The 14841-nt window shown below is 58.7% G+C and carries 11 protein-coding genes; 9 read left to right on the forward strand and 2 right to left on the reverse strand.

Features of this window, described 5'->3' with window-relative positions; all coding sequences use genetic code 11:
* The first annotated feature begins 156 nt into the window (after positions 1 to 156).
* From ACYZTW_RS17300 to ACYZTW_RS17330, 7 genes are all read left to right on the forward strand, one after another.
* On the forward strand, positions 157 to 1515 hold the full coding sequence (locus ACYZTW_RS17300) for a glutamine synthetase family protein (RefSeq protein WP_282378368.1): 1359 nt from the start codon (positions 157 to 159) through the stop codon (positions 1513 to 1515).
* 150 nt (positions 1516 to 1665) lie between these two features.
* Entirely contained in the window at positions 1666 to 2760 is a 1095-nt protein-coding gene (locus ACYZTW_RS17305) for a polyamine ABC transporter substrate-binding protein (RefSeq protein WP_462001029.1), read from the forward strand.
* Positions 2757 to 4058 (forward strand): NAD(P)/FAD-dependent oxidoreductase, encoded by a 1302-nt coding sequence (locus ACYZTW_RS17310; protein WP_462001030.1) that lies wholly within the window; start codon positions 2757 to 2759, stop codon positions 4056 to 4058. The genes ACYZTW_RS17305 and ACYZTW_RS17310 overlap by 4 nt, the downstream gene beginning before the upstream one ends.
* A gap of 214 nt (positions 4059 to 4272) precedes the next feature.
* Positions 4273 to 4869 carry a paraquat-inducible protein A gene (locus tag ACYZTW_RS17315; protein ID WP_462001031.1) on the forward strand — a complete coding sequence of 199 codons (597 nt, stop codon included), beginning with the start codon at positions 4273 to 4275 and terminating at the stop codon, positions 4867 to 4869.
* Complete coding sequence (locus ACYZTW_RS17320; protein WP_462001032.1) at positions 4866 to 5522, forward strand: paraquat-inducible protein A; 657 nt, start codon at positions 4866 to 4868, stop codon at positions 5520 to 5522. The genes ACYZTW_RS17315 and ACYZTW_RS17320 overlap by 4 nt, the downstream gene beginning before the upstream one ends.
* Entirely contained in the window at positions 5503 to 7158 is a 1656-nt protein-coding gene (locus tag ACYZTW_RS17325) for a PqiB family protein (RefSeq protein ID WP_462001033.1), read from the forward strand. Before ACYZTW_RS17320 ends, ACYZTW_RS17325 begins: the two co-directional genes overlap by 20 nt.
* Positions 7159 to 7175: 17 nt before the next feature.
* Entirely contained in the window at positions 7176 to 7736 is a 561-nt protein-coding gene (locus tag ACYZTW_RS17330) for a PqiC family protein (RefSeq protein WP_462001034.1), read from the forward strand.
* Here ACYZTW_RS17330 and ACYZTW_RS17335 read toward each other — a convergent pair.
* On the reverse strand, positions 7687 to 9015 hold the full coding sequence (locus ACYZTW_RS17335; RefSeq protein ID WP_462001035.1) for a sensor histidine kinase: 1329 nt from the start codon (positions 9013 to 9015) through the stop codon (positions 7687 to 7689). The two genes, ACYZTW_RS17330 and ACYZTW_RS17335, sit on opposite strands and share 50 nt — an antisense overlap.
* Before the next feature lie 330 nt (positions 9016 to 9345).
* Here ACYZTW_RS17335 and pmrG point away from each other — a divergent pair, with 330 nt between their 5' ends.
* Both pmrG and arnT read left to right on the forward strand, forming a co-directional pair.
* On the forward strand, positions 9346 to 9975 hold the full coding sequence (pmrG, locus tag ACYZTW_RS17340) for a lipopolysaccharide core heptose(II)-phosphate phosphatase PmrG (protein WP_462005779.1): 630 nt from the start codon (positions 9346 to 9348) through the stop codon (positions 9973 to 9975).
* Positions 9976 to 10168: 193 nt separating this feature from the next.
* A complete protein-coding gene (gene arnT, locus ACYZTW_RS17345) occupies positions 10169 to 11890 on the forward strand; it encodes a lipid IV(A) 4-amino-4-deoxy-L-arabinosyltransferase (RefSeq protein ID WP_462001036.1) in 1722 nt (573 codons plus the stop codon).
* 282 nt (positions 11891 to 12172) lie between these two features.
* Here arnT and secF read toward each other — a convergent pair whose 3' ends face one another.
* Positions 12173 to 14731, reverse strand: coding sequence for a protein translocase subunit SecF (gene secF / locus ACYZTW_RS17350; protein ID WP_462001037.1), 2559 nt, complete (start codon positions 14729 to 14731; stop codon positions 12173 to 12175).
* Positions 14732 to 14841 lie beyond the last annotated feature (110 nt).

Consider the following 14841-nt stretch of genomic DNA (forward strand, 5'->3'; position numbering starts at 1 on the left):
ACCTTACGCACTCGTTTGGTGCGTTTTGGTGCTGCTGAAAGTGGATAGATGGAACGTCAAGGCTCGCCCAAGATAGTCGCCAACGCGCCACAGGGGAAGTGTGTGGTGGATGAAACCAGCCTCCCCGGCGTTAATAAAACCAATAACGAGGTCTTTATGAATGTCCCTTTCGATCAGCTGCTCACGTGGCTGAAAGATCACAAGATTACCGAAGTCGAGTGTGTGGTCAGCGACTTGACTGGCATTGCACGCGGCAAAATTGCACCTACCAACAAGTTCCTGCATGAGCGAGGCATGCGCCTGCCGGAAAGTGTGCTTTTGCAAACGGTAACCGGGGACTTTGTCGACGACGACATCTACTACGACCTGCTCGACCCGGCTGACATCGACATGGTGTGCAAGCCCGTCTCCGACGCGGTTTACGTGATTCCATGGGCCATCGAGCCCACCGCGATCGTGATTCACGACACCTTCGACAAGTTCGGCAACCCGATCGAGCTGTCGCCGCGCAACGTGCTGAAAAAAGTCCTGCAGCTGTACACCGACAAAGGCTGGAGGCCGATTGTCGCGCCGGAAATGGAGTTCTACCTGACCCAGCGCTGCGAAGATCCGGACTTGCCGCTCAAGGCACCGCTGGGCCGTTCGGGCCGTGCGGAAAGTGGTCGACAGTCGTTTTCCATCGACGCGGCCAACGAATTCGATCCGCTGTTTGAAGACGTTTACGACTGGTGTGAACTTCAGGGCCTGGACCTCGATACCTTGATCCACGAAGACGGCCCCGCGCAGATGGAAATCAACTTCCGTCACGGCGACGCACTGGATCTGGCCGACCAGATCACCGTGTTCAAGCGAACCCTGCGCGAAGCGGCGCTCAAGCACAACGTCACCGCGACCTTCATGGCCAAACCGATTGGCGATGAACCCGGCAGCGCCATGCATATCCACCAGAGCGTGGTGGACATCGCCACCGGCCAGCCGATCTTTGCCGATGCCGACGGGCAGATGAGCGAGCTTTTCCTGCACCACATCGGCGGCCTGCAAAAGTACATCCCCAAAGTGCTGCCGATGTTTGCGCCCAACGTCAATTCGTTCCGCCGCTTCCTTCCAGACACGTCGGCGCCGGTGAACGTCGAATGGGGCGAAGAAAACCGCACCGTGGGTCTGCGTGTGCCGACCTCCACGCCGGACGCGATGCGCGTGGAAAACCGTTTGCCGGGGGCCGACGCCAACCCTTATCTGGCGATCGCCGCGAGCCTGTTGTGCGGGTATCTGGGCATGGTCGAGCGCATCGAGCCGAGCGCGGCGGTGCAAGGTCGTGCCTACGAACGTCGCAACCTGCGCTTGCCAATCACCATCGAAGACGCCCTGACGCAGATGGAAGAATGCGAAACCATCGGGCGTTATCTGGGCAGCAAATTCGTCCGCGGCTATGTGGCGGTCAAGCGCGCCGAACACGAGAACTTCAAACGGGTGATCAGCTCGTGGGAGCGTGAGTTTCTGCTGCTGAGCGTCTGAAACCTGATTTGCCCGCACGGGCCTCTTCGCGAGCAGGCTCGCTCCCACAGGGAAAAGCATTCCAAATGTGGGAGCGAGCCTGCTCGCGAAGGCGGCCGTCAGAACACCAAAGAAACGCCTGAAAAATCCAATAACTCAAAGAGGTGTCGAATGCGTCTATTGAAATCCGTGGTTCCGGTCGCACTGGCGTTAGTGTTCAGCGCCGTTGCGCAGGCGCAGGCTCAGCCAACGGTCAGCGTCTACAACTGGACCGATTACATCGGCGAGACCACCCTCGCCGACTTCCAGGCGAAAAGCGGGATCAAGGTGATCTACGACGTGTTCGATTCCAACGAAACCCTGGAGGGCAAATTGCTCGCCGGCCGCACGGGGTATGACGTGGTGGTGCCGTCCAACCACTTCCTCGCCCGCCAGGTGAAGGCCGGCGCGTTCCTGAAGCTCGATCGTTCGCAGCTGCCCAACTTCAAGAACCTCGACCCGAAACTGTTGGCACTGCTGGAGAAAAACGACCCGGGCAACGAACACTCGGTCCCGTACCTGTGGGGCACCAACGGCATCGGCTACAACGTCGACAAGGTCAAGCAAGTGCTCGGCATTGACCGCATCGACTCCTGGGCGGTGTTTTTCGAACCGGAGAACCTGAAGAAACTCAGTCAGTGCGGCGTGTCGATGATGGATTCGGCCGATGAAGTGTTCCCGGCGGTCCTCAATTACATGGGCATGGACCCTCGCAGCGAAAATCCTGAGGATTACAAAAAGGCTGAAGCCAAGCTGTTGAGCATCCGCCCGTACGTCACCTACTTCCACTCCTCCAAGTACGTGTCGGACCTGGCCAACGGCGACATCTGCGTGGCTTTCGGTTACTCGGGTGACGTGTTCCAGGCCGCGAACCGGGCCAAGGAAGCCAAGAACGGCGTGAACATCGCCTACGCGATTCCCAAGGAAGGCAGTAACTTGTGGTTCGACCTGTTGGCGATTCCCGCCGATGCCAGCAACCCGAAAGAAGCGCACGCCTTCGTCAACTACCTGCTGGACCCGCAAGTGATTGCCAAGGTCAGCGCGTCGGTCGGTTACGCCAACCCGAACCCGGCGTCCAAGCAAGACATGGACCCTGAGCTGGTCAACAATCCTGAGGTTTACCCTCCACAGGAAGTCCTCGACAAGCTCTACATTTCGACCACCCCGCCCCAGGCGATCATGCGGTTGATGACCCGCTCCTGGAGCAAAGTGAAGTCCAACCAATGAATCAGTACAGCAACGAACATGCTCGCTCCTATTACGCGGCGTCGGCCAATGGCATGGCGCCCTACCCCACGCTGGCCGCAGATCTTGAAGCCGATGTCTGTGTGATCGGCGGTGGTTTCACCGGGGTCAACACGGCGATCGAACTGGCGCAGCGCGGACTCTCGGTGATCTTGCTGGAGGCGCGGCGAATCGGTTGGGGCGCCAGCGGGCGCAATGGCGGTCAGTTGATCCGCGGTATCGGCCATGACGTCAGAGGTTTCGCCCGTCATGTCGGTGAGGAAGGCGTGCGTTACCTTGAGCGTGCGGGTGTCGAATCGGTAGCGCTCGTGGGTAATCGCATCCGTGAACACGGCATCGATTGCGACCTGCGCTGGGGATTCTGCGAACTGGCCAACACGGCGGCGCAATTCAGCGCATTGAAGGCCGAGCAAGAAGGTCTGACCGAATCCGGATACGCCCATGAAACACGCCTGGTCGGGCCGCAGCAGATCCGCCAGCAAGTGGTGAACTCCGGCGTGTATGTCGGTGGTCTGGTCGACATGGGCTCCGGTCATTTGCATCCGCTCAACCTGGTGCTCGGCGAAGCGCGGCTAGCCGAATCTCTTGGGGTACGGGTCTTCGAGCAGAGCCCGGTGCTGGAGTTGATCCATGGCAGCACCGTGCAGGTTCGCTGTGCCGGCGGCACGGTGCGCGCCGGCAGCCTGGTGTTGGCGTGCAACGCTCACCTGGAAGAGCTCGAACCGAAACTGAGCGGCAAGGTCCTCCCGGCGGGCAGCTACATCATCGCCACCGAGCCGTTGGCGCCCGACGTTGCAGCGCAATTGATCCCGCATAACCTGGCGCTCTGCGACCAGAAAGTTGGCCTGGATTACTACCGGCTTTCGGCGGACCGACGCTTGCTGTTCGGCGGCGCCTGTCATTATTCTGGGCGTGATCCGGCGGACATCGAAGCTTACATGCGCCCGCACATGCTCAAGGTCTTCCCGCAACTGGCCAACGTGCGCATCGACTATCAATGGGGCGGCAAGATTGGCATCTCCGCCAATCGCTTCCCGCAGGTCGGGCGCTTGAGCCAGCACCCGAACGTGTTTTACGCCCAGGGTTACTCCGGTCATGGCCTGAACGTAACCCACTGGTGCGCAAAGCTGTTGGGCGAAGCGATCCATGTCGGACACAGTCAGGGCTTTGACGTGTTCAGCGCCGTGCCGCACATGACCTTTCCCGGTGGGCCCATGCTGCGCTCTCCGCTGCTGGCCCTCGGCATGTTCTGGTATCGCCTGCGCGAACTGCTGGGCTAAAAAACCACGTTGCTGACCCACCGCTTTCGTCGGAACGCCGCCCGGAGCCGGCTCGCTCCCACAGGGAAACGCATTCCAAATGTGGGAGCGAGCCTGCTCGCGAAGAACGGTGACGCTGTCTATCAGGCATTTGGCCTTTCGATTTGCTCAATCGCTAGGCGCTTCTATATTGAGGGAGTGCTCTGACTTCCCTGCGTCCTGGCGAGTGCGGCCAATGGCTACGACTGCCCCACTGATCATCTGCGAGCACTGCGACTGCGTGTATGAAAAAGTCACGCTCGCCAAACATCAGAAAACCCTGTGTACGCGCTGCGGCGGCGTGCTTCAGCGCTATAACGGCCTGACGGTGGAACAACGTCTGGCGCTGACCTTCACCGCGTTGATGCTGTGGATTTTCGCCAACTTCTATCCCGTCATGAGCATCAGCCTCAAAGGCCTTAAAAACAGCGCAACACTCTGGGATTCGGTGCTGGCCCTGAGTCTGGGGCCGATCACTTTTATCGCCATGGTGGCGGCGATCTCGATGATCATCGCGCCGATTTTCCAACTGGTGCTGCTTCTCTGGGTGCTGAGCTTCGCCCTCGCCTCCCGTCGCTCGCCCGGTTTCAGGTTCTGCATGCGCTGGCTGGAAACCCTCAGGCCCTGGAGCATGCTGGAGGTCTGTCTGCTGGGGGCGATGGTCGCGGTCATCAAACTCGCCGGATTGCTGGATGTGCTGCCCGGCATCGGCCTGTTTGCCCTGGCCATTCTCAGTCTGATGATGATCCGCATCGCCGGGCGCGACATCCGTGATCTATGGGACATCTCATGAACAGGCCCCCGGTAGCGAGTGAACTCAACCTGTGCCTGTGTCATAGCTGCGGCCTGGCCTGTGACATGACCGATGAACCTCACGAATGCACACGGTGCGGCGCGCCGCTGCATCGACGCAAAACCAACTCCCTGACCCGGACCTGGGCCTACCTGGTGACATCGCTGGTGTTTTATATCCCGGCTAATCTGCTGCCAGTGATGAACACCAAAATGGTCGGCAACGGCGCCGATAGCACGATCATGAGCGGTGTACTGGAGTTCTGGCAGCACGGCGCCTGGGACATTGCCCTGATTATTTTCATCGCCAGCATCGCGGTGCCGGGCATCAAGTTCGTCGCCCTGACGCTGTTACTGGTGACCGTTCAGCGCGACAGCCAATGGGCGAGTAAGCAGCGGTCAACGCTGTACCGTTTCGTCGAGCTCATCGGTTACTGGTCGATGCTCGATGTGATCGTGGTCGCCCTGGTGGCCTCACTGGTGAAGTTTCAAGCCCTGGCCGATATCGAACCGCGCCAGGGCATTCTGTTTTTTGGTCTGGTGGTGGTGTTCACCATGCTGTCGGCAATGAGTTTCGACCCACGCCTGATCTGGGATAAAGAAGAGCGGGATCACCCAAACGAGGAGGTCAAGGATGAAGTCGCAAGCCACTGACGGGCCGCAAACACCCGGTCAGGCCCCTGTCAAAACCCGTCGTTTCAGCGTTTCGCTGGTATGGATCGTGCCGATTGTCGCGGTGCTGGTAGGGATCTCCCTGGTCGTACACACCATGCTGCAGGAAGGTCCGACCATCACCGTCACGTTCAAGACCGGTAGCGGCCTGACCGCCAACAAAACCGAGGTCAAATACCGCAACGTGGTGATCGGCCATGTCTCGGACGTGGAACTGAGCAACGATCAGAAGAGCGTCAACGCCACCATTAAACTGTCCAAGCAGGCGGAAAGTTTCACCCGCGAAGACTCGCAATTCTGGGTCGTGCGTCCGCGCATTGGCGCCGGCGGGGTATCGGGTATCGATACTCTGCTGTCCGGGGATTACATTGGCGCCGACATCGGCCAGGCCGACGCCCGCGCAAAAAACTTTATCGGCCTCGAAAACCCGCCGCCGATTACCTATGGCGAGCCGGGCAAGCGCTTCACCCTGCACACCGAAGACCTGGGTTCGCTGGACATCGGCTCTCCGGTTTACTACCGCAAGATTCCGGTGGGTCAAGTGGTGGCCTATGCCCTGGACGCCGACGGTAAAGGGGTGAACATCGAAGTGTTCATCCACGCACCCAACGATGCCTACGTCACTGAAAACACCCGGTTCTGGAACGCCAGCGGCATCGACGTAAACGTCGGCGCCAACGGCTTTTCGGTAAAAACCGAATCGCTGTCATCCATCCTGGTGGGCGGCATCGCCTTCCGCGCTCCGGAATACAGCCCCAATGATCAACCCGCCACCGAGGACAAAGCCTTCGATCTGTTCGAAGACCAGCTAACCGCCCTCGCCCCGCCCAGCGGCAAGGGGCAATTCTTGAGTTTGCGTTTCGATCAGGCCTTGCGCGGGCTCAAGGTCGGTGCACCGGTGGAATTCCTTGGCACCGAGTTCGGCAGAGTCGTGGCGGTCAATCTGGATTTTGACGCGAAAAAACGCAGTTTCCCGGTCAATGTCGGCATCGTGATCTACCCGCAACGACTCGGCCAGGCCCACATCAAAATGCTCGAGGTCTTGAAGCATGACCCCAACGACGAAGCCGCTGGCGTACGCCTGATCGGCAGCTTCATCGACAACGGTCTGCGGGCCCAGGCCCGGAGCGGCAACCTGTTGACCGGTCAGCTCTACATTGCGCTCGACTTCTACCCCAAAGCGGAGAAAGTCGTGTTCGATCCGACCGCCCGTCCAGTCTCTATCCCAACCATTCCGGGCAGCCTCGAGCAGTTGCAGGAAAAACTCGAGGGCATGGTCAACAAGATCAACCAGCTGCCGATCGAGCGCATTGCCGGCAACCTCGACAGCAACCTCGTCGAACTGCGCAAAGGCCTGGCGCAATTCAACGCCAAGACCCTGCCCGGCGTGCAGACCACCCTGGCGGACGTCAGCAAGACGCTGCAATCGGCCAGTTCGACCCTCGCCGAAGACTCGCCGCAACGCGAACAATTAGGTCAGACCCTCGACGAACTCGGACGCATGTCGCGCTCCTTGCGTGAACTCTCGGATTACCTGGGACGGCATCCGGAATCGCTGATTCGCGGTCGTCCCGACAATGCTGCGCCGATGGACCTGCAGGGACCACCGCGCAAATGACCACAGGAGCATCACTCATGGTTTATCCGCTGAAGATCAGCTTGGTCACCGCATTGTTCCTGCTCACGGCTTGCCGCAGTGAGCCGATTCAATTCCACACCCTGACCCCGGCCCAACCGAGCGGCAATTCAAGAACCAGCGCTGCGGATTTCCAGATCGAGGGGCTCAGCGTCCCTCCTCAGGTCGACCGCCCGCAAATCGTTATTCGCCAGGGCAACAGTGGCCTGGCGATCCTCGAAACCGAATGGTGGGGTGCGAGCCTGTCGGATGAATTGCGCACTGCCCTGGTCGATCAACTGGTCAACAGCAATCCCCAGCGCAAGGTGTCGGTGCGACTGGACGTGCAACGGTTTGATTCGATTCCCGGCCAATACGGGTTGATCGACGTCAAATGGCGCCTGCGCAAGTTCGGCGAAAGCGATAACGCACTGATCACTTGCCGCAGCACGTTGCAGACACCGTCAGGGCCTTCCATCGACGACCTGGTGATCGCCCAACAGAACAACGTCAAACGCCTGTCCGCGTTGATCAATCAGGCCGCTTCCGGTACATCAAGGGGTTGTCCAGCGGCTCAATAAGAGCCGATCTCCCGCCAGTCAAGTCAACCGTGAAACAACATCCGCTTGGCTGGCGGCTGGTAAGTTCCACTCGCCAATTCTGATGGGTGCAAATACGCTGGACCAACGAAAGGCCCAGGCCCAGTCCGTCGCCGCGTTGCTCATCACCGCGCACGAACGGTTGAAACATCGCATGACGTTTTTCTTCCGCAATGCCTATGCCACTGTCTTCGACACTGAAACCGTGCTCGCGCAGCGTCAGCCGAATGAAACCCTGATCGGTGTAGTGCCAGGCATTACGCAACAAATTGCCCATGACCGATTGCAGGAATGTCAGGTTATGGCGATCCGTTGAAACGTCTTCGACGACGTAAATAAACTCGATGTCCTTTTCCCTGATCAGCGGCCTCCAGACATCCACCAGCGCGTCGGCGGCGTCCTTGATGGTGGCACTCGCGCCTGAACCGGAATCCTCCCGCGCACGCGCCAGCATCAAAAACGTCTCGACCAATTGGCGCATTTCATGACTGGCACGGGCGATTCGCTGGACCTGCGCCGTGGAGCGGTGGTCCAGCGACGGGTTGCCAAGTAGCAGTTCACAGGAGCTGGCCAACACCATCAACGGTGTGCGCAGTTCGTGACTGACATCGCTGGTAAAGAGTTTTTCCCGTCCCAGTGCGGCGCGCAAACGGCCCAGCGTCTGATCGAAGGAAAGCGCCAGTTCACCCACTTCGTCCGTTGCATAATCGGGATGTAGCGGTGGTGCCAGTTCCAGCAATTGATCGCGATGCCGCACCTGATGCGCCAGACGAATCACAGGCGCGAGGACGCGCCGGGCCAGCAACCGGCCCATCAAAATCGCCAGCAAGACACTCAAAAAAACCCCGACAACCACCACCGAGAACAGCACATGTTCCCGTCGTTCGAGGCTTCGTTGGTCGCGCAACAAAACGTACTTGCGATCACCCACCAGGTTCACCATGGCGTAGTACTTCGAACCACCGTAGAGAATCTCCTGAAACCCCGGGGGCAGCGCCTCCAGCACCGAGGTCAGGGCCATGGGGGCCTTGGCTCCCTGGGCAAAAAACAGTTCATCTTTCTCGGGTTGATGGGGCCAGCTATCGGGGTTGTCCATCAACAGCAGGCGGTGCAGCCCTCCTCCCAGGGTCGTGGCCGTGAGCCTTCGTTCCACCACATGGACAGTCGCAACAATGCCAAACGCAAAAATACCCGCGACCAGCGCGCTCATCAGGGCGAATACGATGACAATCCGTTTCGTCAGGCTTTGCTTTAAATCCATTTTGTTGCCGAGCTCCATTGTCGGGGTCAATTGCCACAGAACCGGGGCTAAAACCAAAGTCAGCCCACAGGCAAGGTACATAAGAGAAGAGTTTGCAACAACGCACTAATGATTAACTGACCATCCCTCCCGCAAAACTTTCACATTTCTTTCACCCCTCAGGCACCTGACACCTTTTAGTTTGTCGTTAATTGCGCCTGGACAACCAAAATAGCCGATGGATCTAAAAGGCTGTTTGGAAGAAGCGCATTGAAAGTTGATATTTATCGCGCACTCACGGGTAAAACATACGTGCCAAATTTACTATCGCGCAAGTTTCCGCAAAAACCAATGTGGCTATCGCGGCTTTTCGGGCTCACGGGGTTGGTCGTGGCGTTGGTCATCGTTGCCGGGTTCACCGGCTTTATGTTGTGGTCAAGATCTCCGGCCAACCTGTCGACGGCTGGAACCGCAACTAAAGCGGACCTGCTCCAGCGCTGGCAAGCCGGTGAGGTCGTCGCTCTGGTGCGCCATACCGAGCGATGCGACCGATCCACGAACCCATGCCTGGGCCCGGCTGACGGTATTACCCAAGCCGGCAGCGTTGAGGCCGTGGCGGTGGGCCAGGGCTTCCAGCGCCTGGGCCTGTCACAGACCGACGTCCTGAGCAGTCCGGTTACCCGTACAGTGCAAACCTCACACTATATGCTCGGCAAAGACGCGATGACTCAGGACTGGCTGTCGATCTGCGGCAAGACCCTGCGTAACGATGTGGTGGCGCACAAGGTGGCCCATCGCAATCTGGTGTTGGTCACTCACAGCGGTTGTATCCACGAATTTGAAGCGCAGACCGGTTTCCGACACGCGCCGAAAAGTAAATATGGCAGTTCGTTGTTCGTGCGAGTTAGTGCTGATGGACAACTTAAAGTACTCGGTATCGTCAATGCCGATGACTGGCATTCCCTGTTGAACGAAAAGTGAGCGAGCCCATCATCCTGCCGGCGCGTCCGAATGCAGTGTTTGCGAACACATCGCTTTAACTTAAAAACTCAAAAAAATAGTTGAGCCTACCTCCAAGTTCAGGTCGCGGTGGCGTCATGACATTCAAGAAGTTGCGTTCTTGCTGTGTCGTGCCGCGCGCCCGTTCATTTACAAACTTTGCCAAGGTCTAGTCATGACGTCCGATAACCTGCTTCCCCGTTCTGCTGGCCATTTGTCTCGAACAGACGCCTCGGTCCGGTCGATCGCCGAGCGCTGGATGGTTCCGGGTTTGCTGCTGGTCTTCCTGGTCTTTTATCTCCTGCCGCTCGTGACCCATGGCTTATGGACGCCTGACGAAACCCGTTATGGTCAGGTCAGTCAGGAAATGCTGTTGAGCGGTAACTGGGTCGCCCCGCATTTCATGGGGATTCGTTATTTCGAGAAGCCGATTGCCGGTTACTGGATGATCGCCATCGGTCAGGCTGTATTTGGCGACACCCTGTTTGGGGTGCGTATCGCTTCGGCACTGAGCACCGGGCTGAGTATCTGGCTAACGTACCTGATTGCCCGTCGCCTCTGGAACGACCCGCGCAAAAGCTTCGCCTGCGCACTGTTGTATATGAGCTTCGGGTTGATCGCCGGTCAGGCCGGATACGCCAACCTCGATCCGCAATTCACGTTATGGGTCAACCTGAGCCTGGTCGCGTTGTGGTTCGCCGTCGACAGTCATGCTCCCCGGGCTCGATCAGGTGCCTGGGCGCTGTTGGGCGTTGCCTGCGGGATGGGTTTCATGACCAAGGGTTTTCTTGCCTGGTTGTTGCCAGTGTTGATCGCCCTGCCCTGGATGCTCTGGCAACGACGCGTGGGTGAGCTGCTGCGTTACGGGCCGCTGGCGGTCATCGTGGCCGTCGTAGTCTGCCTGCCGTGGGTACTCGCGATCCACCAACAGGAACCGGACTTCTGGCGGTTTTTCTTCTGGAACGAACACATTCGCCGCTTCGCTGCCGATGATGCGCAGCACGCTCGTCCTTGGTGGTTCTACGTGCCGCTACTGGTCGTGTCGAGTCTGCCCTGGGCAGCCTTTCTGCCAACGACATTCGTCCAGGCCTGGCAGCAAAAACGCCAGCCAGCGATCTGTTTCCTGTTGCTCTGGCTGCTGTTGCCCCTGGGGTTCTTCAGCCTGAGCAGCGGCAAGCTGCCGACCTATATCATGCCGTGCCTGTTACCCCTGGCGTTGCTGATGGGCCATGCTCTGACCGAGTTGCTGAACAAGGCGCGCGGCCGAGCGATTCGTATCAACGGAATGATCAATGTCGTCATGGCGACCACAGCCCTGATCGTCCTGCTCTATCTGCAGACCACCAAAGAGATCTACGAAAACACTGAAATGTTCAGCCTGTCGCTGGTGTTTTTCGTGCTGCTTGGCTGGATCATCGCTAACGCGTTGCAAGTCTTGCGTCCATTGATGTTCTGGGCCATGCCGGCACTGGGCATCTGGCTGCTGATCGCATTGCTGCCGGCGGCGATGCCCGGCCAGATCGTCAATAGCAAGATGCCCGATCAGTTCATTGCCGAGCATCTGGATGCCTTGAGCCAGACAACCTCGCTGCTCAGTAACGATTTGGGTGCGGCATCGGCCTTGTCCTGGCGCCTGAAGCGGCCGCAAATCGCTCTTTACAACACCATCGGCGAGCTGAAGTACGGCCTCGACGATCCCGCGATGGAATCAAGAAAAGTGACCAAGGACAGTGTCGGCCAATGGATGACCGAGGCCCGCAAAAAAGGCGCGGTCGGCGTGGTGATGCGGGTCAACAGTGTCCAGGAAGTGCAAGAAGTCGAGTTGTTGCCCATCGATGGCAAGCGTTATCAGCGCGGCAACCTGCAGGTTCTGATCTTCCCGCAGCGCCAACCCTGACAAGGACGGCGCTCAAAAAAAAAGAGGCCTGACTTAAGCCGTAACGCGATCTGTAGCAGCTGCCGAGCTCGCGAGGCTGCGTTCGGTTCGGGCCGCGTTCGGACGAAGCAGTCGTAAAATCAGTCATTGCGGTACGTCAGGCATACCGCGTCAGCCGGACTCACGACTGCTGCGCAGCCGAACGCAGGCTTCGCCAGCTCAGGGTATGCGTGCTGCTGAAATTGCTTAACTGACTGGCATGAGCCCGACGGGCCTCTCTATTCAATCGCGTTCAATGATCTGTCAGTCGGTACTTTTACTGTCGATTTTCGTCGACAACGTGTTCAGCGCCTCGGTACACGCGGCCAGGTCCGGTGAACCGGTGCGGACCTGCTTCAATGCCCGGTCCAGTGACTTGTCGATCGAGGTCCAGCCATCCGGATCGATCGGTCGCAGTTTTTCCTCAGCCTGATCCCAGGCACTTTCCAGGTCGGTGATCCGTGTCCGGGCACCTTTCATGTCGCCGCTGGCGAGCAGTTTTTCGGTGTCGGCCAGAATCACCTTCAGGTAAGACAAGTTGCCCATGGAACCGGCGGGCGTTGTCGTCACGGGGGTGGCGGCGCTGATCTGTTTGGTATCCAGCTTGGCCAGCAAGGTTTTCAGTGCTTCTGCACAGGCGGCCGGATCAGGCGTGCCAGAACGCAATTGCGACAGCGCGCGGTCAATCGATTTGTCGACCGAGGTCCAGTCGGCCGGTGACTTGGGCTGCAAGTTTTCTTCGGCTTGATCCCAGGCAGTTTCAAGATCGGTGATCCGTGCCTTGGCCGCCTTCAGGTCTCCTGTCTCCACCAGGCGAGCAGTGTCCACGGTGATTTGCCGGTAGCTCGACAAGTCTCCCAGCGACCCGCTGATCACCGATTTGCCTGCGGTTGCCTGGGCGGGAACCCAGAACCACCCTGCGACACCGACCATGCAAACAACCAGCAGTGCGCCAAGGAACGGCGCCGATGTCAGGTGCGGGACAGGCTGAGGGCGGGTCCTCAATGTTGAGTCAATCCTGGCCGGTCGTAGTTTGCGACGCGACAGCGTCAGCCAAACAGCACTGGACATGAAAATCGACGACACCGCCCCGGATATCAGCCCCAGCACCAGCGCCAAAGAGAACATCTGCAAGGGTTCACAGGCGAACAGATAAAGGCAGGTCGATGCCATCACCACGGTCAGTACCGTGTACAGCGAACGGCCCAGGGTCTGGCTGATGCTCAGGTTGATCACATGCAACAAGGACACTGGATCGCTCGGCGGCGACTTGTTCGAATTTTCGACAATGCGCCCGAAAATCACGATTTTGTCGTTGAGCGAATAGCCGATGATCGTCAGCAACGCAGCGATATAGGTAACGTCCACCTCGAACTTGAACAGCGAGAAAACCGCCGAAACGATGAGAATGTCCTGAACAATCGGCAACAATGTTGCCAAGGCAATCGCCCAGGAAAAACGCAGGCCGATGTAGATCGCGATACTGGCGAACGCCGCAATGACGGCATAGATCGCCCGGGTTGCGAAGTCCCGCGCCACACCAGGGTCCGCGGTATTTTCCTCGTATTCGACGCTCTGATACTGACCTTTGAACGCGGTAATGATCTGCTTCAAGTCGGCCGGTTTGAGCACCTCATCGAAGCGCACGGCGATGTGTTGATTCTGCGCACCGCCCACCGTCACAGTGGCCGGAATGGTCCCCGCCTCGGTCATGATCCGGGTGGCGATGTCTTGAGTGATTGCGCGGTCGACGTCGATGTCGAGTGCGGTGCCCGCGGTGAAATCGATGTCCAGGTTCAAACCGTGCGCCCGGTAATACAGCGATCCGGAAACAATGGTCAGCAGCGAGACGAAAATCGCCGTTTTACCCAGGCCTACAAAGTTGAAACCGCGGGCCTGAGTTGCCGGCAACTTGGCCGGGCCGATCAACCAGCTCTGGCTGATCCATTGGGTTTCGACCAGCCACACCATCAGCCGGCGAATCAAGAAGAAGTTGGTGGCGACGCTGATCACGATGCTCACCAGCATGGTCAACGCAAAGCCCTGAATCGGGCCGATGCCTGCTGCAAACAAGGCAATCATGGCCAGCGCGGTCACCAGGTTTGCATCACGAATCGTTGGCAGCGAATCCTTGAATCCGTTTTCTACCGCCTCGCGCAGGGAACGGCCGAGGCCGAGTTCTTCACGAATGCGCTCAAAGCAAATGATGCTCGCGTCTGCCGCCATGCCAATGCCAAGAACGAATGCCACCACTGCCGACAGCGACAATGTGGCTCCCGACGCCGTGAACACAATCAGCAATAGCCAGAGATAGATCGTCGTACAAAACGCGGCCATCAAACCGGCGGCGCGGTACAGCCCCACCAGAAGCAGGAAGATACAGGCGATGCCGATCAACCCCGCTTGCACGGTTTCCGCCAGAGCCGTCTTGCCCAACACACTGCCGACGGTCTGGGTGTATTTCTCGGTCAACTGTGTGGGCAGGCCCTGCGAGCTGCCGAGCAGCGAGCGCGACTCCTCGGCCGACGTCAGGCCAGCCAGCTTGACCCGAATATGGTTGGCACCCTCGACCCGGATATCCGGCTCGGTGATGCCGATGCTGTCGGCTCGTTTGCTCAGGATCGCGACCGTCTGCAACAGGTCATCCTTGGAAACCCGGGTTTTGCCCGGCACCGGGTTTACGACGTAATAAATCTCGTAACCACCGCGAAACTCCAGTCCAAAGCGTACATGGGTGGCCAGGCTGGAAAATGTTGCGGCAACCAGACAGGCCAGCAGCGCCGTCAGGAGGATGAACGACAGGCGTCGATTGGAAAGGCTCATGGGGGAAATCCACGTGGAAGGCTGGAAAGCGATTCGAACCCGAAGGGTTCGCTCACCACTGCAGGGCAGTCTAAAGAGGCGAAAATGAACCGCTTGTTAACGGCGCCTGG

The organism is Pseudomonas sp. LB3P25 (assembly GCF_054897985.1).